The sequence below is a fragment of the Marinovum sedimenti genome (genome assembly GCF_054052205.1).
Window position 1 is genome coordinate 89,638 of record NZ_CM133223.1, and the last position, 23,253, is coordinate 112,890.

The 23,253-nt window shown below is 55.8% G+C and carries 23 protein-coding genes and 1 pseudogene; 13 read left to right on the plus strand and 11 right to left on the minus strand.

All coding sequences use genetic code 11. The annotated features are described in order from the left end of the window. Window positions 1-25: 25 nt before the first annotated feature. The 5 genes from tnpB (ACW9UO_RS00455) to ACW9UO_RS00475 form a co-directional block, all read right to left on the minus strand. The gene (gene tnpB / locus ACW9UO_RS00455; RefSeq protein ID WP_457085817.1) at window positions 26-373 is read right to left on the minus strand and encodes an IS66 family insertion sequence element accessory protein TnpB; all 348 of its coding nucleotides are present in this window, start codon (window positions 371-373) and stop codon (window positions 26-28) included. Next, on the minus strand, window positions 370-747 hold the full coding sequence (tnpA, locus tag ACW9UO_RS00460) for an IS66-like element accessory protein TnpA (protein WP_457085816.1): 378 nt from the start codon (window positions 745-747) through the stop codon (window positions 370-372). Before tnpA (ACW9UO_RS00460) ends, tnpB (ACW9UO_RS00455) begins: the two co-directional genes overlap by 4 nt. Before the next feature lie 200 nt (window positions 748-947). Further along, entirely contained in the window at window positions 948-2,177 is a 1,230-nt protein-coding gene (locus ACW9UO_RS00465) for a DUF5677 domain-containing protein (RefSeq protein ID WP_457087081.1), read from the minus strand. Window positions 2,178-2,779: 602 nt separating this feature from the next. Further along, entirely contained in the window at window positions 2,780-3,886 is a 1,107-nt protein-coding gene (locus ACW9UO_RS00470; RefSeq protein ID WP_457087082.1) for a flavin-containing monooxygenase, read from the minus strand. Window positions 3,887-4,424: 538 nt separating this feature from the next. Beyond that, the gene (locus ACW9UO_RS00475) at window positions 4,425-5,990 is read right to left on the minus strand and encodes a winged helix-turn-helix domain-containing tetratricopeptide repeat protein (RefSeq protein WP_457087083.1); all 1,566 of its coding nucleotides are present in this window, start codon (window positions 5,988-5,990) and stop codon (window positions 4,425-4,427) included. Window positions 5,991-6,110: 120 nt separating this feature from the next. Between ACW9UO_RS00475 and ACW9UO_RS00480 the strand changes: the two genes are divergently transcribed. The 11 genes and pseudogenes from ACW9UO_RS00480 (at window position 6,111) to ACW9UO_RS00530 (ending at window position 14,176) form a co-directional block, all read left to right on the plus strand. Next, window positions 6,111-6,659, plus strand: a complete 549-nt coding sequence (locus tag ACW9UO_RS00480; protein WP_457087084.1) for a hypothetical protein — start codon at window positions 6,111-6,113, stop codon at window positions 6,657-6,659. Window positions 6,660-6,865: 206 nt separating this feature from the next. Further along, complete coding sequence (locus ACW9UO_RS00485) at window positions 6,866-7,948, plus strand: PLP-dependent cysteine synthase family protein (protein ID WP_457087085.1); 1,083 nt, start codon at window positions 6,866-6,868, stop codon at window positions 7,946-7,948. A 91-nt stretch (window positions 7,949-8,039) separates the two neighbouring features. Beyond that, window positions 8,040-8,204 (plus strand): hypothetical protein, encoded by a 165-nt coding sequence (locus ACW9UO_RS00490; protein ID WP_457087086.1) that lies wholly within the window; start codon window positions 8,040-8,042, stop codon window positions 8,202-8,204. A gap of 493 nt (window positions 8,205-8,697) precedes the next feature. Continuing rightward, the gene (gene tnpA / locus ACW9UO_RS00495) at window positions 8,698-9,075 is read left to right on the plus strand and encodes an IS66-like element accessory protein TnpA (protein WP_457085816.1); all 378 of its coding nucleotides are present in this window, start codon (window positions 8,698-8,700) and stop codon (window positions 9,073-9,075) included. Then, the gene (gene tnpB, locus ACW9UO_RS00500) at window positions 9,072-9,419 is read left to right on the plus strand and encodes an IS66 family insertion sequence element accessory protein TnpB (RefSeq protein ID WP_457085817.1); all 348 of its coding nucleotides are present in this window, start codon (window positions 9,072-9,074) and stop codon (window positions 9,417-9,419) included. Before tnpA (ACW9UO_RS00495) ends, tnpB (ACW9UO_RS00500) begins: the two co-directional genes overlap by 4 nt. 62 nt (window positions 9,420-9,481) lie before the next feature. Continuing rightward, window positions 9,482-11,095 (plus strand): IS66 family transposase, encoded by a 1,614-nt coding sequence (gene tnpC, locus ACW9UO_RS00505; RefSeq protein WP_457087087.1) that lies wholly within the window; start codon window positions 9,482-9,484, stop codon window positions 11,093-11,095. Further along, window positions 11,095-11,391 (plus strand): hypothetical protein, encoded by a 297-nt coding sequence (locus tag ACW9UO_RS00510; protein ID WP_457085819.1) that lies wholly within the window; start codon window positions 11,095-11,097, stop codon window positions 11,389-11,391. Before tnpC (ACW9UO_RS00505) ends, ACW9UO_RS00510 begins: the two co-directional genes overlap by 1 nt. A 16-nt stretch (window positions 11,392-11,407) precedes the next feature. Next, window positions 11,408-12,559: pseudogene (gene tnpC, locus ACW9UO_RS00515) on the plus strand (IS66 family transposase); the annotation flags it as partial. Beyond that, window positions 12,559-12,855: a hypothetical protein gene (locus tag ACW9UO_RS00520; RefSeq protein ID WP_457085819.1), complete on the plus strand. Its 297-nt coding sequence runs from the start codon at window positions 12,559-12,561 to the stop codon at window positions 12,853-12,855. The pseudogene tnpC (ACW9UO_RS00515) and the gene ACW9UO_RS00520, both read left to right, overlap by 1 nt. A 93-nt stretch (window positions 12,856-12,948) precedes the next feature. Next, complete coding sequence (locus tag ACW9UO_RS00525) at window positions 12,949-13,452, plus strand: hypothetical protein (protein ID WP_457087088.1); 504 nt, start codon at window positions 12,949-12,951, stop codon at window positions 13,450-13,452. A 247-nt stretch (window positions 13,453-13,699) separates the two neighbouring features. Further along, complete coding sequence (locus ACW9UO_RS00530; RefSeq protein ID WP_457087089.1) at window positions 13,700-14,176, plus strand: phasin family protein; 477 nt, start codon at window positions 13,700-13,702, stop codon at window positions 14,174-14,176. A 223-nt stretch (window positions 14,177-14,399) separates the two neighbouring features. Here ACW9UO_RS00530 and ACW9UO_RS00535 read toward each other — a convergent pair whose 3' ends face one another. Both ACW9UO_RS00535 and ACW9UO_RS00540 read right to left on the minus strand, forming a co-directional pair. Beyond that, a complete protein-coding gene (locus ACW9UO_RS00535; RefSeq protein WP_457087090.1) occupies window positions 14,400-15,032 on the minus strand; it encodes a tyrosine-type recombinase/integrase in 633 nt (210 codons plus the stop codon). Window positions 15,033-15,196: 164 nt separating this feature from the next. Beyond that, complete coding sequence (locus ACW9UO_RS00540) at window positions 15,197-16,453, minus strand: M24 family metallopeptidase (protein WP_457087091.1); 1,257 nt, start codon at window positions 16,451-16,453, stop codon at window positions 15,197-15,199. Window positions 16,454-16,557: 104 nt separating this feature from the next. Here ACW9UO_RS00540 and ACW9UO_RS00545 point away from each other — a divergent pair, with 104 nt between their 5' ends. Together ACW9UO_RS00545 and ACW9UO_RS00550 are read left to right on the plus strand one after the other, a co-directional pair. Then, a complete protein-coding gene (locus ACW9UO_RS00545) occupies window positions 16,558-17,445 on the plus strand; it encodes a LysR family transcriptional regulator (protein ID WP_457087092.1) in 888 nt (295 codons plus the stop codon). Between the two features lie 488 nt (window positions 17,446-17,933). Next, a complete protein-coding gene (locus ACW9UO_RS00550; RefSeq protein WP_457087093.1) occupies window positions 17,934-20,369 on the plus strand; it encodes a GcvT family protein in 2,436 nt (811 codons plus the stop codon). A 376-nt stretch (window positions 20,370-20,745) separates the two neighbouring features. Here ACW9UO_RS00550 and ACW9UO_RS00555 read toward each other — a convergent pair whose 3' ends face one another. From ACW9UO_RS00555 to ACW9UO_RS00570, 4 genes are read right to left on the minus strand one after another with little or no spacing between them, the layout of a single operon-like run. Continuing rightward, window positions 20,746-21,345: a TetR/AcrR family transcriptional regulator gene (locus ACW9UO_RS00555; protein ID WP_457087094.1), complete on the minus strand. Its 600-nt coding sequence runs from the start codon at window positions 21,343-21,345 to the stop codon at window positions 20,746-20,748. Window positions 21,346-21,348: 3 nt separating this feature from the next. Continuing rightward, a complete protein-coding gene (locus ACW9UO_RS00560) occupies window positions 21,349-21,993 on the minus strand; it encodes a DsbA family oxidoreductase (RefSeq protein WP_457088576.1) in 645 nt (214 codons plus the stop codon). 10 nt (window positions 21,994-22,003) lie between these two features. Next, window positions 22,004-22,405 carry a hypothetical protein gene (locus ACW9UO_RS00565; RefSeq protein ID WP_457087095.1) on the minus strand — a complete coding sequence of 134 codons (402 nt, stop codon included), beginning with the start codon at window positions 22,403-22,405 and terminating at the stop codon, window positions 22,004-22,006. A 55-nt stretch (window positions 22,406-22,460) separates the two neighbouring features. Then, window positions 22,461-23,030, minus strand: coding sequence for a carboxymuconolactone decarboxylase family protein (locus ACW9UO_RS00570; protein WP_457087096.1), 570 nt, complete (start codon window positions 23,028-23,030; stop codon window positions 22,461-22,463). Window positions 23,031-23,253 lie beyond the last annotated feature (223 nt).

Here is a 23,253-nt window from a genome sequence, read left to right on the forward strand (position 1 = left end):
AAACAAGGCTAATCAGGCGGATAATTCACCCAACTCGAGCCGGTGGTGCGCCCCAGTTCGGGCGACGCCAATCTATCCCTTCCCACAACATTGCCAACTGCGCCGAGGTCAGCCGCGCCGCGCCCTCTGTCGCTGCGGGCCAGGGAAATCGACCGCGTTCGAGCACTTTGTAATAGAGGCAGAACCCCTGACCGTCCCAATAGAGAAGCTTCAGCCGGTCGCCCCTGCGCCCCCGGAAGGCAAAAACCGCACCGCCTGTCGGCTTCTGGCGCAAGACATCTTGGACCAGAGCTGCCAGACCGGCGATGCCCTTCCTCATGTCCGTGACGCCGCAGGCCAGATACACCCGAACGCCGGTCCCCGGGCCGATCATGCCGCCTCCACCGCTCGGATCAGCAGCGTCAGCAACGCCGCGTCCATGTTGCTGTCAAAGCGCAGGCAGCGCCCGCTGCGTAGACGCAATTCGACCGGCTTGGGCTCTGCTCCGGGGGACGCTTCGGAGATGGCGGGAACGCGGTGCGCGGGTGGAATATCGACAGCAAGGAACAGCACGCCGCTCTCCGGCGGCAAAAGCCCTTTCTTCTTCAGATCATGGCGCCAGGCATAAATTTGTTGCCGTGTCACATCATGGCGCTGCGCAACTTGCGTCACTGTCGCATTATCGATCCCGACCGACATGACGATCCCGAGCTTCTCTTCATCGCTCCACCGCCGCCGCCGCTCAAGTCCAAGAATTTCACCCCGCATCAACACCCCCGCATAAGACACGTCGCAAACGACGTCGTTATGCACGTGTCTTAGCCCATCACGCCAAAATCAGGCAGGCGGTAGCAACGGAGCGGTTACCGTCCGTTAGCCAGAAAAGGTTGCTCATCATCACCCCCGTCAGTTTGGGAGCTTGAATCACGCTGCCGACGTAGCCTCAAGCAGATCAATGGGTCCTGAGCCTAGATGGGCGCTTGCTGGTCGCTTTCTAAAAGCGCCTCGTGGGTATTGTCCCGTGTCTTGATTGCAATATCATTCATCTCGCCGGATAATCTCAAAATAACTTGTGAATGCACTACCCGATCAAGGTTCGGTGTCACCAAGAGATACGTGCTGGTAATCTGGGCAAGCGAAATTGCAGTCATCATAAGCGGATCCGCAAACCCAGAGTTGCTGGCTCCGACTAATACAACAGGGCTTTTCGCTTCTGACATGCCGAGCAGCTTCTCATTAGGAGAAAAATCTGCATGAATGTGCCTTGAAGCCCATTTATATCTTGGCCTCCAATGGTCCATTTCAACATGCCTCTCCATATCAGCGTAGTTTCGGTGCTTCAAATTAATGGCAGGCCACTCGCCATCTCTGTCTTTTGCGAGCGTCCTTCCAAGTTGTAGCTCGGCCGCTCCGCATCTATCGTCGAACGCTCGAAGCTGCTCTTCCGAAAATGGCGACATTTGTGCACGGTCGGCGTATTCGTTAAGTTGGCGAGCAGCTATGCGTGCAGAGAAATGAAAGCTCAATAGGTAGTTAAGCGCAGCTTCCTTACCTTCCTTTAGGATATACATGGCTGATAAAGTTAGTTCGTGCAAGGATCTCCACCGCGCCAGAGCGCCATCAGGATAGCCGCCCTTCAATAGGCAAATAATCTCTTGGGTGGCAATCAGTGCTTTAGGAAAAATTGCAGAGACCGCTGACATGATCACATGCGTGCCTTCCGCTTGATCGGCGTCAAAGTCTTTTGAATGAGCTTCACCCAATTCTTGAGAGATATGCCACATCATTTCAAGATGATCCAGAGCAGGCTTCCATCGTTCGAATGTGCGTTCTTCAAAGCCCTTTGTTTCATTTCTAATTAGATCCAACACCTCTTCAGAGATTTTCCGGTATTGTTGCAACGTGCTGCTGACGCAGTCGTCTACTGCTCCCCGAATGACGCCCTGAAGTCCTCCATTCAAGAAATCATTCATTTCCTCAAGGATTTCGTCTTCATCTTCTTGCGTGAATTCGATATTCACTTCTTCTTCGGTGCCATCATCCCATTCGAGGCACGCGTCGTGGCCGGACAGAATATGATCAACTATCTCTTTAATTGCTCTTTCATCCACCACACCATTTTCCTTAAGCTTCTTTTCCAGAGCAAGGCGCATGAGATTGCTCGGAATTTTCTCGATCTCCGCCTCGAGCACCCTCATTATTTTGTCCACAGAATTACCTTTAGTTTTTATGGCAGCAGTTTGCGTGCCGAGATCGTGACGCTGGTATAGCAGGGGTCAATGTTCGCGTATCGGCTCAGTTTGGAAGCTTTGCCTCTCCTGCATCTTGATTATTTAAGCAGTATGCAGCGGAGGACAGCAATCCGCCCATTCTGACGCACCGTCGTGAACGGCCCTAAGCGGCCTTTGGACCAGCCTTCCAATGCCGCAGCGCGGCTTCCCCAGACCGACCGTTTGTGCATCTTGCAGCATTTTCGGCGGCTGATAGATCGCAGCGCGGACACAGCCGCTATTCGCCGCAGATGCTCAATCCGTGTCGCCGGTGCGGGGTGTTCTACGATCTGCGCGAAATAGTGCCATGCGCCTTGGGACTCACCAATGTTTGTTGGGCGGAACCAATCATGCTCCTGAGGCGCTCACAGCTCAGGTAATGAGCACGACGATTCATGGCTGCTTCAATCTGGATTCGCATTGGCAGAACTTTATCTATCAACGCACATCTTCCGGTCTGACATCGCACAACATCACCAAATCGCCAGCTTCCGGAATTGGGCTGTCGATGGCCGGGCGCATGCGCGCTGTTAACCGGCCAGGAGCTTCGCGATCGCTTTCGCCTCGATCCCGGTCTGGTGCAGTTGCCCGTCTGCCGAGGCTTTGTAGGAACAAAAATACAAACCCTTTGCGCCCGATTCCTCGCCGCTTATCAAAGGACTGCCCATCTTATCCAAAACATGAGGCGACTCCGGAAGCACGGCCCTTAGATCTGTCCGATACCCAGTGCACAGAATGATCGCATCGAAACCACCAAAGGTTTCGTCAACAAATTGAACATCGCTTTCCTCTACCCGCGCAATCCCCGGCTTCACCGCAATCCGCCCGGCCTTGATCGCGGGCAAAGTCCCGACATCAATCAACGGCACACGGCCATCCTCGATCACTTGCGCCGCGGGACCTTTGCCTGCGCTTTGCAGACCGTAATCCTCTGGCCGCCCGATCTTGGCGCGCAGGATCGGCGCGGTGAGGGCATCGGCCCATTTATAGGGCAGGAATTTACGCAAACCCCCAAGCGACGTAATCGGAATACCAAACAGATCATGCGGCAGGATATTCACAGGGCCACGTACCGACAACGTCACGCGCGCCCCGGCATCGGCCAGATCAACCGAGATATCGCCACCCGAATTCCCGAACCCAACCACAAGCACGCTTTTACCGGAGAAGGCCTGCGCGGACTGATAGTCCGATGAATGCAGGATCGTGCCTGCAAAGCTGTCTGCCCCCGGCAGATCGGCACGATACGGCGTGCCATTCAAGCCAGTTGCGAAAATCACGGCATCGGCGACAACCTCGCCTTTGTTGTGAGCAACGCGCCAGCACCCATCCTGCGCACGCACAGTTTCGACAGTGACGCCGAATTCAGGCCTAAGCGCGAACGCGTCGGCATATGTGCCAAGATATTCCACCATCTGCGCGCGCGATGGGAGTTTCAGAAAATGCTTTGGCATCGGCATATAGGGCAGACCAGAGCGGCCCTTGACCGTGTGCAGATGCAGGCGTTCGTAATGCCCATGCCAGGACGGCGCGATCTTATCAAACCGCTCCAACATAGTAACCTTCGCCCCGGCTTTCTGGGCGCAGACCGCGCAGGCCAATCCGGCTGGTCCGGCTCCGATGATGACCACATGCATATGCGTTGCCCTACTCCGACATTCCTCAAGTGGAGTGCCTTTTCCTGCATGGTGCCGCTGAGTTGCGTCTCGATCAACCATCTTGTGCCCGCTGTTTCCTTGTTCAGTCATCCAACACGCGGTTCGAACGCGATTTCCGGTCTCCGCGGTGTGGGGAACGTGGTTTTGTGTCTGTTTGGCACCCGCTCGGACAATCCGGTTGAGCTGTGTTCGTTCGGTTTTGGTTGGTCATATCGTCATGTTGAAGCCGGTGGTGCACGGAGCCCGTGGATCGCAAGGCCAGCCTTTGATTATCCACGTCAGTACCTCTGGAGCGGATGATGCAAATTTCAAACGAACGGCCCTTAGCCGACTTTCGGCGATTATCCAGCAAACGGCAGCTAAGCTTCGGGACTTCCAAACTTCGCCTGCAAACAAAATTTTGAGGACTACACAAATCTTGAATAAAAAAATACTTCACTAAAATATGCCCCATCCGGAAAATGGGCGCCAGCATGCAGCGTGTCAAAAACGGTCAGGCAAAATTCCGCTCCACGTTTCAGTCGTTTTCTAACCCCACCGAAACCAGTGCCGACGCCATCAGAGCGCGCATCTCGTTGTTCTCAAATGGAAAGGCATTGAAAAACATTGCCACCGAGGTATCCGGCCGTCGCTCTCGCATTGCCTTGGCCCAGTATTGTGCTTTTTCATCATCGCCTCTGATCTTGCAAATCATCGCGGCGATGGCCCGGATTAAATAGTGGGCCCCCGGCGCACGCGCCCCTTTTTCTGCCCAGAGAAAGGCATTGTCGTAGTCTTCAAGTTGTAGATAGGCCAATCCGCGAGCGCATTGCATCGCATATAGGAGCGGATCGAGTGGACTGAGAGCAATGGCTTTTTCGAGTTGTGCCAGCGCCTCGTTCCCTCTTCCCGCAATGACGTCAGCCCAGCCATGCGCATAGAAACCCTGTGCGAAATTTGGGCTAAGTTCGACTGATCGGTCGATCCAGGGCATCCCAGCCTCCGGGTCACCCCTGAGCCAGTGCGCCCGACCCAATGTAAAATTACCAAAAGGGTCTACCGGATCAATCTCGACACATTTCTCTGCAAAGCGGCGGGCGTTGCTCACGTCTTGCGTCGTGTCGGTGGTGTACCTCAGAAAAGCTGTCTGAAAACTGGTAAAGGATCGTGCCGCGTAGGCCCGCGCAAACCCGGGCTCGAGCTGCGTCGCGTATTCAAAATGGCCTGCCGCAATCTGGTTGTCGGTCTTGTTGAAGCGGTACATGTGCTGCAGACCAAGGTGATAGATGCCCCAGGCATCCAAGTTTTCGGGCGGGCGCAGGCGGGCACGCCTGGCCTCGTTCAGGGGCACGTGCAGTTCGAGCGCCGAAATCACATGTGTCACGATATCGTTTCTGGTTTTGTTCACGTCACTGACCGTTCCGGAGAACCGTTCGCTCCAGATCACGGCCTGAGTGCGGGTATCCGACAGTTCCACCGACACAGCGATCACAGCGCCATAAATCTCCACCAGTCCGGTAAGGCAGTAGTGCGCGCCAAGTATTGCGTGGATAGCGGAAAGGTCCGGATCGTCGTGTCGAAAGCGGAATGTCGACCCCCGTGAAATCACCGTCAGCCACCGCAAGCGTGACAGGCAGGAAATCAATTCGGTCGGAATGGCATCGGCGATGGCGCTGTAGGCTTCGGAGTATCCGACCATTCGAAACGGCAAGATGGCAATCGAAGGACGCCCGGAGTCAGCCATCGTATCGTCAGTCGGCATTTGGGCTTCGGAAGTCTTGGCCTGCGCGGGCAAAGCTACATGAGCGATTCCGACAAAACGCACACCGCGACCACGTAGCGTTCGGATATACTTTTGTGTAACCCCATCATCGCCAAGAACTTTGCGCGTTGTCTTGATCACCGTGGAAATGGCAGCTTCGGACACGATCCGCCCGCCCCAAATCTTTTCGACGATCTCGTCCTTGTTGACCACACGGTCTTGATTCACCACCAAGAGCGACAGCAACTCTAACGCCCGCGGTTCGATCGCCAAGTCTTCTCCCGACTTGAGAAGCAAGCCCCGATCCATGTCCAGAGTAAAAGGCTCAAACTCATAGCGCATATTTTCTCTTTAGTCGACTGCGCGCAATTCACCAAGAAAATCTCAAGTTGTCCTCAAGCAAACGCAATCGCGATCTCGTAGATATTGCTCAGTCTTTCATGCATCACAGGAGAGCTCAAAATGTCGAAAATATCAAACTTCACTGCCGTTGTTATCATGTCCCTTGTCGGCACCACCGCGAGCGTCGCCGCCGAAACGGCCGAGGACAAGATCGCACGCGCAATGAGCGCTGCTCCGTCGGATATCAGTGATGACGCCAGGATCATGGATGTTGACGGCACAATCCTGCGAGAAGGATCGAACGGGTGGGTGTGCTTGCCGGGCATCGGTCTGATCCCCGGCGATCAGCATCCGATGTGCAATGATGCCGTCTGGATGAAATGGATGACAGCCGCGGGGTCAGGGTCTGCGTTTTCAACTGACGTCGTCGGGGTGTCCTACATGCTGATGGGCGACGCTATGGTGAACAACGACAATCCGATGGCCACGGACCCCAACGACGGTGGCGTATGGGTCCAGGAAGGACCCCACACAATGATGCTGTTTCCGAACATGGACATGCTCGCCGATCTCCCTCGCGATCCATATGCCGGAGGTCCCTATGTCATGTGGGGTGAAACGCCGCTGGCGCATGTCATGCTGCCCGTCGAGGCAAAGACGGCCCCCTGACAAGAATGGCGACACAAGGCACAATATCTGCAATTCTTACCCCAGCTGACCGCCAAGCGGCCTGTCGACGCAGCGGATCAAAACTGTTGAGCGCCGGGATCAACGAGAACTTTGGCGAAGCAAAGCAAAGGTCCCCCGCCAGAACGACGAAGTCTGTGGCCGGGCTGCAGACCGCACTTGGACCGCAACCAGTGAAAGGACAATTCATGCCAGCCGACGCAGCAATCAGGACCACCAAAGGCGGTGGACGTCTTTACGACAGTGTCCTCGAGACCATCGGCGATACCCCCGTGATCCGCATTAATAACATTTCGACCTATGGGGCCACGATTTACGTCAAGGCCGAAGCGTTTAATCCAGCGGGGTCCGTCAAGGACCGGCTGGCAGTAAACATCATAGAGGCGGCGGAACGGTCCGGTGCCCTGAAACCCGGTCAGACAGTTGTTGAGGCGACCAGCGGGAACACCGGGATCGGTCTCGCGATGGTTTGCGCCCAGAAGGGATATCCGCTTGTCGTGACAATGGCAGACAGCTTCTCGGTCGAGCGACGGCGCCTCATGCGTATGTTCGGTGCCAAGGTGGTTCTGACCCCGCGTGCGGAAAAGGGAATTGGAATGTACCGCAAAGCGGTCGAACTGTCTCAAAAGCACGGTTGGTTTCTGGCGTCGCAGTTTGAAACCGAGGCCAACGCCGACATTCACGAGAGCACTACGGCACGGGAGATCATCGCGGATTTTGCTGGCTCGCGGCTGGACTATTTTGTGAGCGGCTATGGCACCGGTGGCACGGTTACAGGAACGGCACGTGTCCTGCGCAAGGAGCGGCCGGACACCAAGATCATCCTGACCGAACCCGCAAATGCGCAGCTTCTGGGCAGTGGTCACGCGCAGGAACGCAACTCCAATGGCGCGCCCACACTCAGCCATCCGGCTTTTGAGCCGCATCCGATCCAGGGCTGGACACCGGATTTCATTCCAGCAGTGCTACAAGAGGCCATTGACGGCCAATATTACGACGATCTGATCCCGGTCACTGGTGCCGAAGGGATCAAACTTGCACAAGAATTGGCCAGAAAAGAAGGAATCTTCACCGGCATTTCGGGTGGGTCTACCTTTGCCATCTCGCTCGCGGTCGCGGAAACAGCCCCCGATGGGGCCGTAATCCTGTGTATGCTGCCAGACACCGGAGAACGCTACCTATCTACGCCGATGTTCGAATCTATTGAAGAAAACATGGATGACGATGAGCTTGCGATTTCACACTCCACACCCGGTGCCCAGATCGGCTGAATTTGGAACATAGGGATATTTTCGAAACCACGAGCCGTCGCTGCACTGCCGCGCTTACCATAAAAAATGCGCGACGTTTCCCGGCTTTCCGATGATCGATGAACTGACCTCCGGAAGCGTGTTGGTGTTCGTGAGAATCTTTTTTATCCGCCAGAGTTTTTTGCAAGAAATACGGCCTTGGCAAAATGCCAATTTGCCTTACCAGCTGCCGCCAGACACGGACTGGACCTGTCGCGGTTTGATGCCGCTCCTTTGATAGCATTTACTGGAACAAAGGAGACTGACTATGGGACTGAAACGGACGGACGAATTCCGGCAAGACGCTGTGCGGATCGCGCTGACCAGTGGGCTGACGCGCAAGCAGGTGGCTGATGATCTGGGTGTTTGAACCGCCCCGAGTTTACTGGAGGGTGCTTTGTTCAACGTCATGCTACTTTATTGATTGTGTTTAAGTTTGTATGTAAGCGGCGGCTGGAGGGCACCGGGCTTTCAGGTTGACGGCTTGAAGTTCCAAGGGAGCAGGTCGTCGATGCGATCTTTCGGATGGCCTGCGGCGATGGCTTCGAGGATGGGGTGGATAGCTCCCGCTCCACCCCGCGTCGCAATGTGCCATGCTGCAGTAGTTATAGAACGCTTATGAGAGGAGCTACGTAACCGCTCCGTTGCTACCGCCTGCCTGATTTTGGCGTGATGGGCTAAGACACGTGCATAACGACGTCGTTTGCGACGTGTCTTATGCGGGGGTGTTGATGCGGGGTGAAATTCTTGGACTTGAGCGGCGGCGGCGGTGGAGCGATGAAGAGAAGCTCGGGATCGTCATGTCGGTCGGGATCGATAATGCGACAGTGACGCAAGTTGCGCAGCGCCATGATGTGACACGGCAACAAATTTATGCCTGGCGCCATGATCTGAAGAAGAAAGGGCTTTTGCCGCCGGAGAGCGGCGTGCTGTTCCTTGCTGTCGATATTCCACCCGCGCACCGCGTTCCCGCCATCTCCGAAGCGTCCCCCGGAGCAGAGCCCAAGCCGGTCGAATTGCGTCTACGCAGCGGGCGCTGCCTGCGCTTTGACAGCAACATGGACGCGGCGTTGCTGACGCTGCTGATCCGAGCGGTGGAGGCGGCATGATCGGCCCGGGGACCGGCGTTCGGGTGTATCTGGCCTGCGGCGTCACGGACATGAGGAAGGGCATCGCCGGTCTGGCAGCTCTGGTCCAAGATGTCTTGCGCCAGAAGCCGACAGGCGGTGCGGTTTTTGCCTTCCGGGGGCGCAGGGGCGACCGGCTGAAGCTTCTCTATTGGGACGGTCAGGGGTTCTGCCTCTATTACAAAGTGCTCGAACGCGGTCGATTTCCCTGGCCCGCAGCGACAGAGGGCGCGGCGCGGCTGACCTCGGCGCAGTTGGCAATGTTGTGGGAAGGGATAGATTGGCGTCGCCCGAACTGGGGCGCACCACCGGCTCGAGTTGGGTGAATTATCCGCCTGATTAGCCTTGTTTTTATGGCGCTTCCACTTGCGCCATGGTAGTTGGACGCATGTCAAACCATGTTGTAAATCTTCCTGATGATCCCGCTGTTCTGAAGGCAATGATCGCTGCTTTGCAGGCAGAGAATGCCAAGATATCGGCCACGTTGCGTGTCCATGACCAACTTGTTCAGGCACTGCGTTTGCGGATCGCCAAGCTGCAGAAACTGGCCTTTGGCAAAACGTCGGAAAAGATCGAGCGCGAGATCGAACAATTGGAACTGGCGCTGGAAGACCTGTTGGTCGCTGTCGCCGAAGGGGATGATGACCTCATCGATGAAGGTCAGAATGAGCCAGCACCCGATGAGACGGCAGTTCCGAAGCTCCGCCGTCGTCCGCGCGTCTCTGACGCAACGCCGCGCGAGCGTCGTGAACTCGATCCTGGCACTTGCTGCCCTGATTGCGGTGGTGATTTACGTGTAGTGGGCGAGGATGTCAGCGAACTGCTTGATATGATCGCAGCCCAGATGAAGGTGATCCAGATTGCCCGCATCAAAAAGTCCTGTCGTCGCTGCGAGAAGATGGTGCAGGAGCCCGCTCCAAGCCGCCCGATCCCCGGCAGCATGGCGGGTCCGAACCTGCTGGCCCATATTCTGGTCTCAAAGTTTGACGATCATCTTCCTTTGTATCGCCAGCACGAGATCTTTGCCCGCATGGGCGCAGATATTCCCGAAAGCACGCTTGTCAGCTGGTGTGGACGTGCCATGAAAACCCTCCAGCCGCTTATCGAGCGGATCGAGGCTGATATTATGGGCAGTGATCTGCTGCATGCGGACGACACGCCAATCCGTGTGCTGGACCGGTCCTTGCGCGACAAGGGCCTCGGCAAGGGCGTAAAAAGGGGCCGGATATGGGCCTATGTTCGTGATCAGCGCCCATGGGCGGGTTCAGCGCCACCGGGGGCGATCTATTACTTCGCCCCGGACTGGAAAGAAGAGCATGTTTTGCGGCACCTCTCGGAAGGCTGCGGCATCCTGCAGGCTGACGGTTATAAGGGGTATGCCAAGCTTTATGACCCAGAACCGGACGGAACCACGCGCTTCCGCGAGGCCGCCTGTTGGGCGCACCTGCGACGCGACTTCCATGACGTCTGGGCATCCACCAAATCCGAGATCGCCCGTGAAGCGCTCGACCGGATTGGGGCGTTCTACGATATCGAGCGCGACATCGCAGGCCAGCCTGCCGATCTGCGCCTTGCCGCGCGCCAAAAGCTGAGCAAACCGAAGGTCGAAGCCTTCCTCGCTTGGTCGGAACAACAGCTCCTGCGCATCCCCGGCAAAGGCGATCTCGCCAAGGCATTCCGCTATGGTCTGAGCCGTCAGACGCCGTTCTGCTTGTTCCTTGAGGATGGCCGCGTGGCAATCGACAACAACCCGGCCGAACGCGCCCTGAGACCGATTGGCATAGGCCGCAAAAATTGGCTTTTTGCCGGGGCCGATACCGGTGCGGAAACCCTTGTCCGGGCCATGACGCTCGTTGAGACCGCCAAGCTCAACGGCCTCAATCCGCAGGCCTATCTGGCCAACATTCTCGACCGCATCCATGATCACAAGATCAACCGTCTCGACGAATTGCTACCTTGGAATTGGGTGCCCGTTGGAACCGCGCAATCGAAGGCAGCCTGATGGCAGCAGTGACGCATGTTTGCACAATCGCCCACGTCGCGAAAATGCTTGGCGAAGACCAAGACCTCCTCGAGGCAATCATCCGCAACGATGATAATCTGACCTACGGCAGCATCATCCGCATCTATACAGGGCAAGAGGAGGGCATGACTGGCCTCACCGATTACGGCATCGAAGAGCTGGCTGACATGATCAGAGAAGCACGCCTGACAACCCAGACCTGGCACGACTTCCTCGACGACTTTGTCGATGACACCGACCTTGTCGCCCGGATCAAGGCAAAATCACCGCGGTAGCAACGGAGCGGTTACGGTGATCCAGATTGCCCGCATCAAAAAGTCCTGTCGTCGCTGCGAGAAGATGGTGCAGGAGCCCGCTCCAAGCCGCCCGATCCCCGGCAGCATGGCGGGTCCGAACCTGCTGGCCCATATTCTGGTCTCAAAGTTTGACGATCATCTTCCTTTGTATCGCCAGCACGAGATCTTTGCCCGCATGGGCGCAGATATTCCCGAAAGCACGCTTGTCAGCTGGTGTGGACGTGCCATGAAAACCCTCCAGCCGCTTATCGAGCGGATCGAGGCTGATATTATGGGCAGTGATCTGCTGCATGCGGACGACACGCCAATCCGTGTGCTGGACCGGTCCTTGCGCGACAAGGGCCTCGGCAAGGGCGTAAAAAGGGGCCGGATATGGGCCTATGTTCGTGATCAGCGCCCATGGGCGGGTTCAGCGCCACCGGGGGCGATCTATTACTTCGCCCCGGACTGGAAAGAAGAGCATGTTTTGCGGCACCTCTCGGAAGGCTGCGGCATCCTGCAGGCTGACGGTTATAAGGGGTATGCCAAGCTTTATGACCCAGAACCGGACGGAACCACGCGCTTCCGCGAGGCCGCCTGTTGGGCGCACCTGCGACGCGACTTCCATGACGTCTGGGCATCCACCAAATCCGAGATCGCCCGTGAAGCGCTCGACCGGATTGGGGCGTTCTACGATATCGAGCGCGACATCGCAGGCCAGCCTGCCGATCTGCGCCTTGCCGCGCGCCAAAAGCTGAGCAAACCGAAGGTCGAAGCCTTCCTCGCTTGGTCGGAACAACAGCTCCTGCGCATCCCCGGCAAAGGCGATCTCGCCAAGGCATTCCGCTATGGTCTGAGCCGTCAGACGCCGTTCTGCTTGTTCCTTGAGGATGGCCGCGTGGCAATCGACAACAACCCGGCCGAACGCGCCCTGAGACCGATTGGCATAGGCCGCAAAAATTGGCTTTTTGCCGGGGCCGATACCGGTGCGGAAACCCTTGTCCGGGCCATGACGCTCGTTGAGACCGCCAAGCTCAACGGCCTCAATCCGCAGGCCTATCTGGCCAACATTCTCGACCGCATCCATGATCACAAGATCAACCGTCTCGACGAATTGCTACCTTGGAATTGGGTGCCCGTTGGAACCGCGCAATCGAAGGCAGCCTGATGGCAGCAGTGACGCATGTTTGCACAATCGCCCACGTCGCGAAAATGCTTGGCGAAGACCAAGACCTCCTCGAGGCAATCATCCGCAACGATGATAATCTGACCTACGGCAGCATCATCCGCATCTATACAGGGCAAGAGGAGGGCATGACTGGCCTCACCGATTACGGCATCGAAGAGCTGGCTGACATGATCAGAGAAGCACGCCTGACAACCCAGACCTGGCACGACTTCCTCGACGACTTTGTCGATGACACCGACCTTGTCGCCCGGATCAAGGCAAAATCACCGCGGTAGCAACGGAGCGGTTACGTCCAATGGTTAAAAGTTGCCTACAATGATGAGGCTGACGATTAGTGATCGTAGCAAAATTTTAGGAAGAATAGCTCAGTGGCAGACAGGTTAGAGCAAGCTTTGGCGGTGGCGCAAGCCGAGGCTGACGAAGAGCGAGATAGAATTCTTGCGGCGACAAGGGGACACTCAGATGAAGAGGCGCAGCAGATATGGGAAGAAGAACGGTCCATATGGCTGCAGTACCTTGAGGATGAGGTCCGTGTCGCGGAGACCAAGCTGTTACTCAGAGAGATACGAAAATACCATCTTCCAATACCCGAACCGATGGACACCAGATCTTGGCACCAATCAAAGATTAGCGATGGTCGCTATTTGTCTCAAGATGCCGAACGCTTCTTACAGCGCACGCTACTTGAGGAGCGCCGCGCGGCACGCGAGGATGCCAGGCGTGAGGCTGATCAAAAAAGAGCCAAAATCGGTACTTGGTTCGCTTTCCTCGGATTATTCTTGGCGTTTTTCGCCTTGCTGCAAGATATACCAATTGGAGAATTCGTAATTGATGTCATCAAAGAACTCAAAGCTGAGGCAGCTATAGACTAAGGTCTTCTTATGGCTGCTGCCCCGCAGCACTGATGTTCTATATGTGCGGCAGCTTTGGGCCGCTCCTTCCAATTGGTTGCCGATAGCCGAATGGAAGATTCGTCCCCCCGTAGGCGACCAGCACCATTTGCGGACACCCTTAAATATTTATCGAACTACAGCAGTGCTGTGGTTGTAATGCTGCAGTGCAGCATTACATGTTGATCAACAGCAACGAACCACCTTATTCTCCAGAAGGAGTGTCCACATGACCACGCAGAACACCCAGACCGCTATGTTTGACATCCAGAACCTGTTCAACCCCAAAGGCAGCCAAGATCTATTTAAGTCGGTGGCCAGCATGAACGAGCGCATGACTGCGATTTTTGTGGAAGCTGGCACCCGGTCGGTCGAGATCATGACTGCTACCACGAAGCAATCGCTGTCGAACCTCAGCGAGGTCGCACAGGTCCGCGAGGAGCCCGCTGAATACACCAAAGCTTACAGCGAATTTGCGCAAAAGCAGATGGACCTCCTGAAGCGCTCCGCGCAAGAAGTCGGCGAAGTGAACCAGAAAGCTGGCACCGAGACGCAAGAGCTGATTTCAGAGGTCGGTGAAGAAGTGAATGGCAAGGTCGCAGCCAGCGCCAAAGAAGCCACGGACAAGTTCAAATCTGCCGCCAAAGACGCCGCAGATAAAAGCGCATCTGACAAAACTGCTTCGGCTTCCAAAAAGTCCAGCTAAGGCATCATTCTCTTAAACTGTGACATGATGTGCGGCGGGTTCTGTGATGGACCCGCCTTTTTTTGTTAGGGGTGTCAGCACATTGTATTAGTCTGCTGTGGCACGTTTAACTCAATAAAATGATGCACAATGAATGAATAGCCGCAATGACGGGCCGCACCGCAGCATCTTGAAGTCATGGCCAAGATCGGCAACGGGCCGTCCATGTAGACGGCCCTGAGTCTCAGATTTCAATGGCTTCGGCGATAGCAAGTGCGTCTTCAAGTTCGACGCCCAAATATCTGACCGTGCTGTCCATCTTGGTATGGCCCAGCAGGAGTTGAACCGCGCGCAGGTTGCCGGTCTTCTTGTAGATCTGGGTGACTTTGGTCCGGCGCATAGAATGCGTGCCGTATGCGCTTGCCTCGAGTCCGATTGAAACTACCCAATTCCTGACGATGCGTGCATATTGCCGGGTCGAGATGTGAAGTCGCTCGTGAAAACGCCCAGGCCACAAATATTTTGATCCGACCATCAGGGGGTCTTGCATCCATTTGTCCAATGACGCCCGCGTGCCATCCGAAATTTCGAACCGCACGGGCTTCTGCGTCTTGCTTTGCAAGACCGAGGCACGTTCCTTGATTAGGCCGGAAGCCATGACATCTACGACCTTCAGTTTGACCAGATCGCACCCGCGCAGCTTGCTATCGATAGCCAAGTTGAAGAGCGCCAAGTCGCGATGGTTTTCGGCCAGTTCAAGACGAACCCTGATCGCCCAAACATGCTTGGGTTTCAGAGGTCGCTTCTGGCCCACGATGCGCCCCTTGTTCCAAGCAGGGCGAAGCGCGCGAATGGCAGGTAAGTTCGGTGTTTGCATGTCTGATCCTCCGATCCGCCACGCCCTCCACATCGACAACCCGACGTTGTCGGAGCATCATATCATGAAATGCTGCGGCGCATCCGAGGTCAGCAGAGAGCCCACATTGCCGTTTTTCTACACGGCAGCGAATGTCTGCTATTTCAAGTCAGAGAACGCGAGTGTCACTTTAGAAGGTCGTCCTCAAACGGGAAGCGCGACAGCAGTTCAATGCCCGTGTCCGTCACCAAGACTTGCTCCTCCAGCTTCACGCCTTCCTTGCCGCCAGCCTCGCCGATGTAGCTTTCCACGCAGAGTGTCATGCCAGCGACGATTTCGCCATCATAGCCTGCATCGGGAAAATCACCTTTGTGGTAAAGATATGGATATTCGCCTGTCATGCCGCAGCCGTGCGCAGAGAGGTAGTAACGGTTTTGGTAGAACTTTTGCGGAATGTTCCACGCGCGCTCAGCGTAGTCGCGAAAGCTCATGCCCGCATGAATGATACCCATGTTGCTAAGCACCTGCTCGTGTGCAACTTTATAGAGCTCTCGTTGAGCATCTGTCGGCTTGCCCGGACCGGAATGGAACGTGCGCGAAAAGTCGGAATAGTAGCCGTGGCAACCGACAACATCGGTGTCCAATGCGATCAATTCATTCTCGCCGATCACCTTGCTTGATGTTTCTTGAAACCATGGGTTAGACCGTTCACCAGCATTCAAAAGGCGTGTCTCACAATAATCTGCGTTTTCCGCGATCACGGATTGGTGCAGCACCGACCAAAGCTCATTTTCGGTCATACCAGGGCGGATTGCCTCGCGCAGCTTGGCAACGCCGTTTTCCGTGGCCCGCAATGACGCGTTGATGCATTTCATTTCTTCGCTTGATTTGACACAGCGCGCCATCTCGACAGGTTGCTGCGCGTCAACGATGTTGAGACCGCATTCCTTTAACGCGATGGCAGTTCCTGCATTCAAGCGTTCAAGTCCAACCGTGGCACCAGCCCCAACCAACTCGCTGATAAGGGCGCTCATCTCAACGGCCCATGCTGTTTCCCGTACCGCAATGTCAGGGCCTGCGGCGACGAAGCTGGCGGTTGATGAGGGGCGAACCTCATCGATGGTCTCATAACCTTCACCAAGGTGCAGGCAACCTGTGAATTCAAACAAGATGGATTTTTCAGCCGTCAGTAATAGATACCGCGACGGGGCATTGCGTTGGCAAAACACCTGCATGTTGCGCGCACCAGTCGCGTATCGAATGTTAATCGGATCAGACAAGATCACGGCATCCACATTGTAGCGCTTCATTTCTTGACGCACACGATTGAGGCGGTACATGCGAACGGCTTTCAAATCGATGCCTTCGCTTTCAGGTGCGCGGTCAAGAAGAGCGATACCTGCCAAATCACTGCGTTCTGCGTGCCAATCGAAAGTTGCCATTCGGTTGCTCTCCTGTGGATGCATTTCAGCCTGGTAGACAATTATCGCAGTGAGGCCACACAATGAACGCTTGAAAATCTCAGGCTCCAGCATAACCATCGGTTATGAGTAAACTTAGAAAACAGCTGCCGCCGCTTGATACGCTGATCTTTTTCGAAGCCGTGATGCGCAAGGGTGGCTTCACCGCAGCGTCAACCGAACTCTATGTCTCGCAAGCTGCTGTCAGCAAACGCATCCGACAGCTTGAAGACTGGTTAGGCACGCCGCTATTCGAGCGCAGCACGCGGAGCCTGAAACCCACTTTGGTTGGTGAAGCGCTTGCCGAACCCGTTACCATGGCCCTCGACTATTTGCGGACGTCGCTTGACGGTCTTAGATCCCCAGCGCACCCCTCCGTTCGGATAGCTGCCAATAATGCGGTCTCTATGTTCTGGTTATTTCCACGGCTTAGAGCGTTTACCTTCAGTCAGGCCTCTTGTCCGGTTGAAACCGTGGTCACAGATGATCCTTCACAACTGTTGGCTGCCGACAACGATCTTGCCATTATCTACGCCAATGGGCCGCCCGAGGGTTGGACGGGGCATAAGTTGATGGATGAGGAGCTGGCCCCCGTTTCGTCGCCCAGCGGCGTTCAACGATACCGCGAGAATCCCCAGAGCATGCCGCTACTTGAATATGAACGACATGCACCTGACTGGATCAACTGGGATGTTTGGGCGAGACGTCATACGTCATCCCCGCTGATGCTGCTGCCACGGGTTGTATGCCAAACCTATGGTCAGTCCATTGGGCGGGCGATTGCGGGCGAGGGTATTGCTTTGGCCAGCTGCACTTTGCTGCGCGAAGAAATCGCGTCAAACGCGCTTTTACCACTTGGGGGAGAGCGGCACAAAACGGGCAAAGGATATTTTTTAGTGCAGAGCAAAAAACGAACTGGCCAAAATGGTGTAAGTGCACTGGTTCGGTTCCTAACGGGTACAGACAACACGTAGCCGCGACCGAAAGCCGTCATTGGTGCAACAGCTGCGAAAGTCCGTTAAGTCCGCATAGCAAGCCTTGCGCAGTGTTCCGCAAACGGTCGTTTTGGAGAGCCCGTGCGGCGCAGCGAACGTTTCAAAAGAGCCCAACTTGACCAGTGCTGCGGCGCAACACCGATGTCAGCTTTCACGGATCCTCAGGACCACTGCAAAAGTGATTTATCTACTTCTCGATAAACAAGCGCAGAATGTTTTCCATCTGGATCAGTCTTCGTCATCCACAGGATCTGAGGCAGCTGTGATAGCAGACGACCTCACAAGCGTCGCTTCTGCCGTGTGTGTCATTCTGTCATATTTCAATGCAGCCAAAGTGTAGCGCATCGCGCGAAGTGACAAATTTATAAAGAAACCTGATGTTTTGAAACAGGATCTCGCGTAAAGCTATCAGTCATATACGCATGCCTTTGACAGAGTTGGGCTGATCGAAAACCGGGAGACGTACCTTGAAATCCAGAACCAAAGTCGTGATCATCGGCGGCGGCATCGCCGGGTGTTCGACCTTGTATCACCTCACACAAGAGGGATGGTCAGATGTCGTTCTGGTCGAACGTGATGAGCTGACCTCTGGCACCACGTGGCATTCGGCGGCGCAGGTCACGAACTTTGGCATGACCCAGACGATGGTTGGTCTTAAATCGCACTCCATCGCGCTTTACAAAAAGCTGCGTGACGATCCTGACTATCCGGTCGGCTATCACCATGGCGATGGTGGCATTCGCCTCGCCAACACCGAAGGACAGATGCAGGGCTATCGTCACTTCGCCTCCATGGCGCGTGGGATGGGCGTGGAATACGAGATCATCGACGCTGCGGAATGCGCGCGTCGTCATCCGTTGATTTCGACGGACAACCTGCTGGGCGGGCTATGGGACGGTCAGGACGGGGATATCGACCCGGCCCAACTTTGCCAGGCTTTGGCCTTTCATGCGCGCAGGGCCGGAGCAGAGATCTATCGCAACACCCAGGTGACCGACCTGACACAGCGCGCGGATGACACTTGGATCGTACATACCGAACACGGGGATATCGATTGCGATATTATCGTCAACGCTGGCGGTTACCGCGTGAACGAGATTGGCGCGATGATGGGCGTGCAGCATCCTGTCGCGTCGATGGAACACCAGTATTTCATAACCGAAGATATCCCTGCTATCGCTGCTGCCGGACACCGGATACCACTGCTGCGCTGCCCGATTTCGGATTACTATTCCCGACAGGAAAAGGGCGGTCTGTTGGTGGGGTTCTACGAACAGGACTGTCGGACCTGGGGTATGGACGGGATCAGCCCAAGCTTTTCGAATGATCTTTGCCCCGACGATTTAGACCGCGTGATGGACGTGCTGGAAGGCGCGTTTGAACGGATGCCCGTTTTGGCCGAGGTCGGCATCAAACGCATCGTAAATGGACCCATTACCTACACCATCGATGGCGCGCCACTGGTTGGCCCGATCCCGGGCAAGCGCAACGCCTATTGCATCATCGGTCTGCGCGCGGGCCTGGGCGAAGGTGGTGGGCACGGCTGGCTGCTGGCCCAGCAGATCGTGCAGGGCGACGCGTGCTATGACACCTGGGTGATCGACCCGCGCCGGTTCACCGGGCACGCGACCGTTGAACTTACGGCGCGAAAAGCGATTGAGGATTATCAAAACGAATTCCGGTTTCATTTTCCGCACGAACACCGCCCCGCCGGGCGCAATGCGAAGACAACGCCGTTGACGCCTGTTCTGGCGGTCGAAGGTGCTGAATTCACAGTCGTGAACGGATGGGAGCGTGTCGATTACATCAAGCCGACGCCGGATTTCCACCCCTCGCTCAGCTTCAATTTCGACGAAGCCTTTGATGTTGTGGCGGCCGAAGTGAACAATGTCGCCACGAATGTGGGGCTGGCAGAGGTCAACGGGTTCAACCGGATCGAGATTACGGGCAAGGATCGTCACGCATTCCTGGACCGGATGATCTGCGGAAGCGTCGCGAAACGCGACGGGCGTGTCGGGCTTGGCTACCTGCTGAACGATCACGGATGCATCAAGGGTGAGGCGACGGTTGCCAATCTACCCGCCTCGGACCGCGGACCGTCCCGGGTCTGGTATGGATCAGCGGCCGCATCGGAATACCACGACATGGATTGGCTGACCGAGCATCTTAACCCGAACGAGGACGTGCGCCTGCGCAGCCTGACGAACGATCATACGATCCTTGTCCTTGCGGGTCCAAACGCGCGCGCCGTGCTGTCCGATTGCGCGCGCGGCGACTGGTCTGCCACATCATTTCCGTGGCTTTCGGTCCGTGAATGCGCAATCGGCTTTGCCCCCGCCGTCGTAATGGGCGTCAGCTTTTCGGGCGAACTGGCGTATGAAATACACGTGCCCAATGCCTCGCTCTATGCCGCCTATCTCGCACTGCGGGACGCGGGTCAGGCCCATGGCCTGAAACTGTTTGGGGCGCGCGCCGTTGACTCCATGCGGATGGAGAAAGGATTCCTGCACTGGAAAGCGGACCTGATCACCGAATTTGACCCTTTCGAGACGGGGCTCTCGCGGTTTGTGAAACTGGACAAAGGAGACTTCATCGGCAAGAGCGCGCTGTTGAAACGTCAAGCTGCTGGGCCACGAAGCCGGTTGGTCACGCTCAAGATTGATGCAACCCACGCTCCGGCGCATCCGGGCGCGTCATTGATGCAGGACGATAAAGTGGTTGGCACAATCACATCCGGCGATTACGGCCATCGGGTTGGTTTAAACCTTGCTTACGCTTTCGTAAAACCTGATGTCGCAGCGACAGGTTCGACAATGCAACTTGATCTGTGCGGGAAACGTGTCGTGGCACAGGTCATCGATCCATCACCTTACGATCCAGAATTTGAACGGATGCGTGGTTGACAGATGCGTCCCAGGACGTGTGCCTAAGCGGCCATCTGCGCAATCGCAGCGAAGGACGGTTTCGTCCGCTCTACCGACCTTCGTCCTCCGAAAATGCTGCACCATGGATGAATGGCAGGTCTGGTGAAGCTGTGGCGCAGCATCGGCATGGTGGTTGGACGGCGGCTCCGGGCCGTCCTTACTTGGGCCTAAGGCACCTGATGGGCAAAATGCTGCGATCCGATCTAACGGCGGCAGAGTGCCCAGAGTCGCTGGTGCTGCACCGCGCACGAAAGTCCGATTTAGGACGGCTGGTTAAATCGCCTTAGAACTCACGGCCCAAAGCAGACAACAATCGATCGCGCAGTTTTTGACTGACCTCAATATTCGTTGACCTTTACGATGTGGTTCCTAATTGCATGGTCTCCCGCGCCATATCAGCCGCGAGCTTTGAAATGTCGTCTCGCGGCGTTCCGCGAAGCATTTCGACTCGAAGAGCAGATATATTGGCTTGATAGCGCCGCGCGAGGCGCATCGGGTCCGCGTCGAGCGGTAGTTCGCCCGCGATACGGGCAGCCTCGAAGCTCTCGGAGAACTCGACGCGCATTTGGTCGAGGTATTGCTTTGATGCCGCTGCAATTTCGGGATCAGTGGATGCTGTATCTACAACCGTTTTCATCAGCATACAGGCCTGACGTGATGGGTCTTCCTGCGCAAGATTTGCGTAGTTTTGAAACTGTGCGGCCAAACCGGTAAGGGGCGTTGCGGCCGTTTTCATTTGTGCACGAAAGCCTTTACGAGACACCTCAAAATACCGCTCAATCGCTAAAAGATATAGGTTCTCTTTGCTGTCGAACGCGGCATAAATGCTGCCCGGCTTCATGTGCAGGGTCGTTTCCAAATCCTTAAGCGATGTCGCGTGGTAGCCCTTGCGCCAAAACAGGGTCATGGCCGCATCAAGTGCGAGGTCACGATTATAATTTGCCGCGCGGGCCATGGGTTAGCCTTTCATTTCGGCAAGCTGTGACAGAATGCTCGTGTAATTGTCCACGCCTTGCGCCCCAGTGACAAGGTGTTTGCGGTCAAAAACCACGGCTGGGACGCCGGAAATGCCCTGTTGTTGCCAGAACTGTTCCGCGCTGCGCACGTCATTGGCAAAGCGTTGATCGTCAAGAACAGCCGCCGCTTCGTCACGGTCCAGACCGGTCTCACCGGCGATCTCGGCCAACACGATGTCGTCAGACAGATCACGCTGGTCGGTGAAATGGGCCGTAAACAGCGCCATTTTCAGATCATGCTTACGACCTTGGGTTTCGGCCCAGTGAAGCAATTGGTGGGTGTTGAACGTGTTGTGCATCCGCGAGTCTTCAGTCCACGCGAAATTAAAGCCAAGGCCGTCACCAAGCGCCTTCATCTGCTGGCGGGACTGCTCTGACTGATCCGGCGTGCTTCCGTATTTTTCGATGATATGTTCGCGGGTGTTCTGTCCTTCGGGGGGCATTTGCGGATTCAATTCGAACGGATGCCAATGGATTTCATGGTTGGTGCCAGCAGCGTCGAGCGCCTGAGACAACTGGCGATAACCGATGATGCACCACGGGCACATTACGTCGGAAACGATATCAATACGAAGTGGTTCTGTCATGTCATCTTCCTTAGTTGAGTACGGCGCGGTCACCCGCAAGCCAGAGGCGGAAATCGTTAAAGTCGAATAAGAGCGGCACCGTAATTACGACCAACAATAGGGTCAGAAAGAATTGATACTCATCGGGCCCTTCGGGGCGTGCGAATGTGATCAACGCCACCAATGGACCCCACGCGATGATGTGCCCAACTCCCGCCCATCGGGTGAACCCGCCGCTGACCAAAACGATCAACGTCGTCAGTGCAAAACCGGCAAAAACCAACGCCACAACCAGCCCGGCTGATGGTTGGCCAAGGAAAAACAAACTTGCCATATTGGTGCCGACAAGCACCACCAGCCACAGTTTGATCGCAACCGGAAGTGCGACGATGGATCGCCAGATATTCGCAAAACGATTTGAAGGTGCCAACATATCAAATTCCTGTTCTTACAGGGTGCCGGAGCGATTTCTCGCCCCGGCGACTGGATCATTCAGCAGCGATCGCTGTTGTCTTTACCCAAGCGTATTTCTGGAAAATTTGGTCAACAGGTGTTTTCGCAAAGTGGTTCGTGTAGTTCGACATCAGCTTTTGCGCGGCACCCAGAATGATTTCAAGGATGTTCGTTTCGATGTAACCTGCATCAAGAAAGGCTTGCGTGTCCGCATCCGCAACAAAGCCGCGATCGCGTACCATCGCCAATGTGAACGTGCGCAACGCTTCAAGTTTGGCTGTCGGCAGTGGCGTTTCGTTACGCAGTGCCTCGGTGATGGCGTCGTCGACTTTCATCATTTTGGCGATACCGGTGTGGGCTGGAACACAATAGTGGCAGTCGCTTTCAACGTTGATTGTCTGCCAGACGACGGTTTTTTCTTCGTCCGTAAAGGATGTCGCCATGAACTGCTGGTGGGCAAAGTTATAAGCGGCCAACAAGGGCGGGGCGGCGGCCATAGTGCCGTGCAGACCCGGAATGCGACCGTTGGCTTTAAGCGAAGTTTCCAAGAGCGGCTTGCCGGCCTCAGGTGCGGATTCTACGGTGTGGATCGGGAAGGTTGCCATGGTGTGTCCTTTCGGGAGCGAAGTTCTGATTTAGATAAACCCGACATAGATTGGATTGAGTGATCACTCAAGTTAATATTTGAGTGATCACTCAATAGTGAGCGGCTTGGTCAATGGCGAAGCATTGCAAGCGGCCAACCGTACGCCTTTAGTTATAACAAACTGACGGCGGCAAGCCGAAGGTCCACTTTCCGTCCGTGTCGTGTTTCGCTGCAAGGTCAGC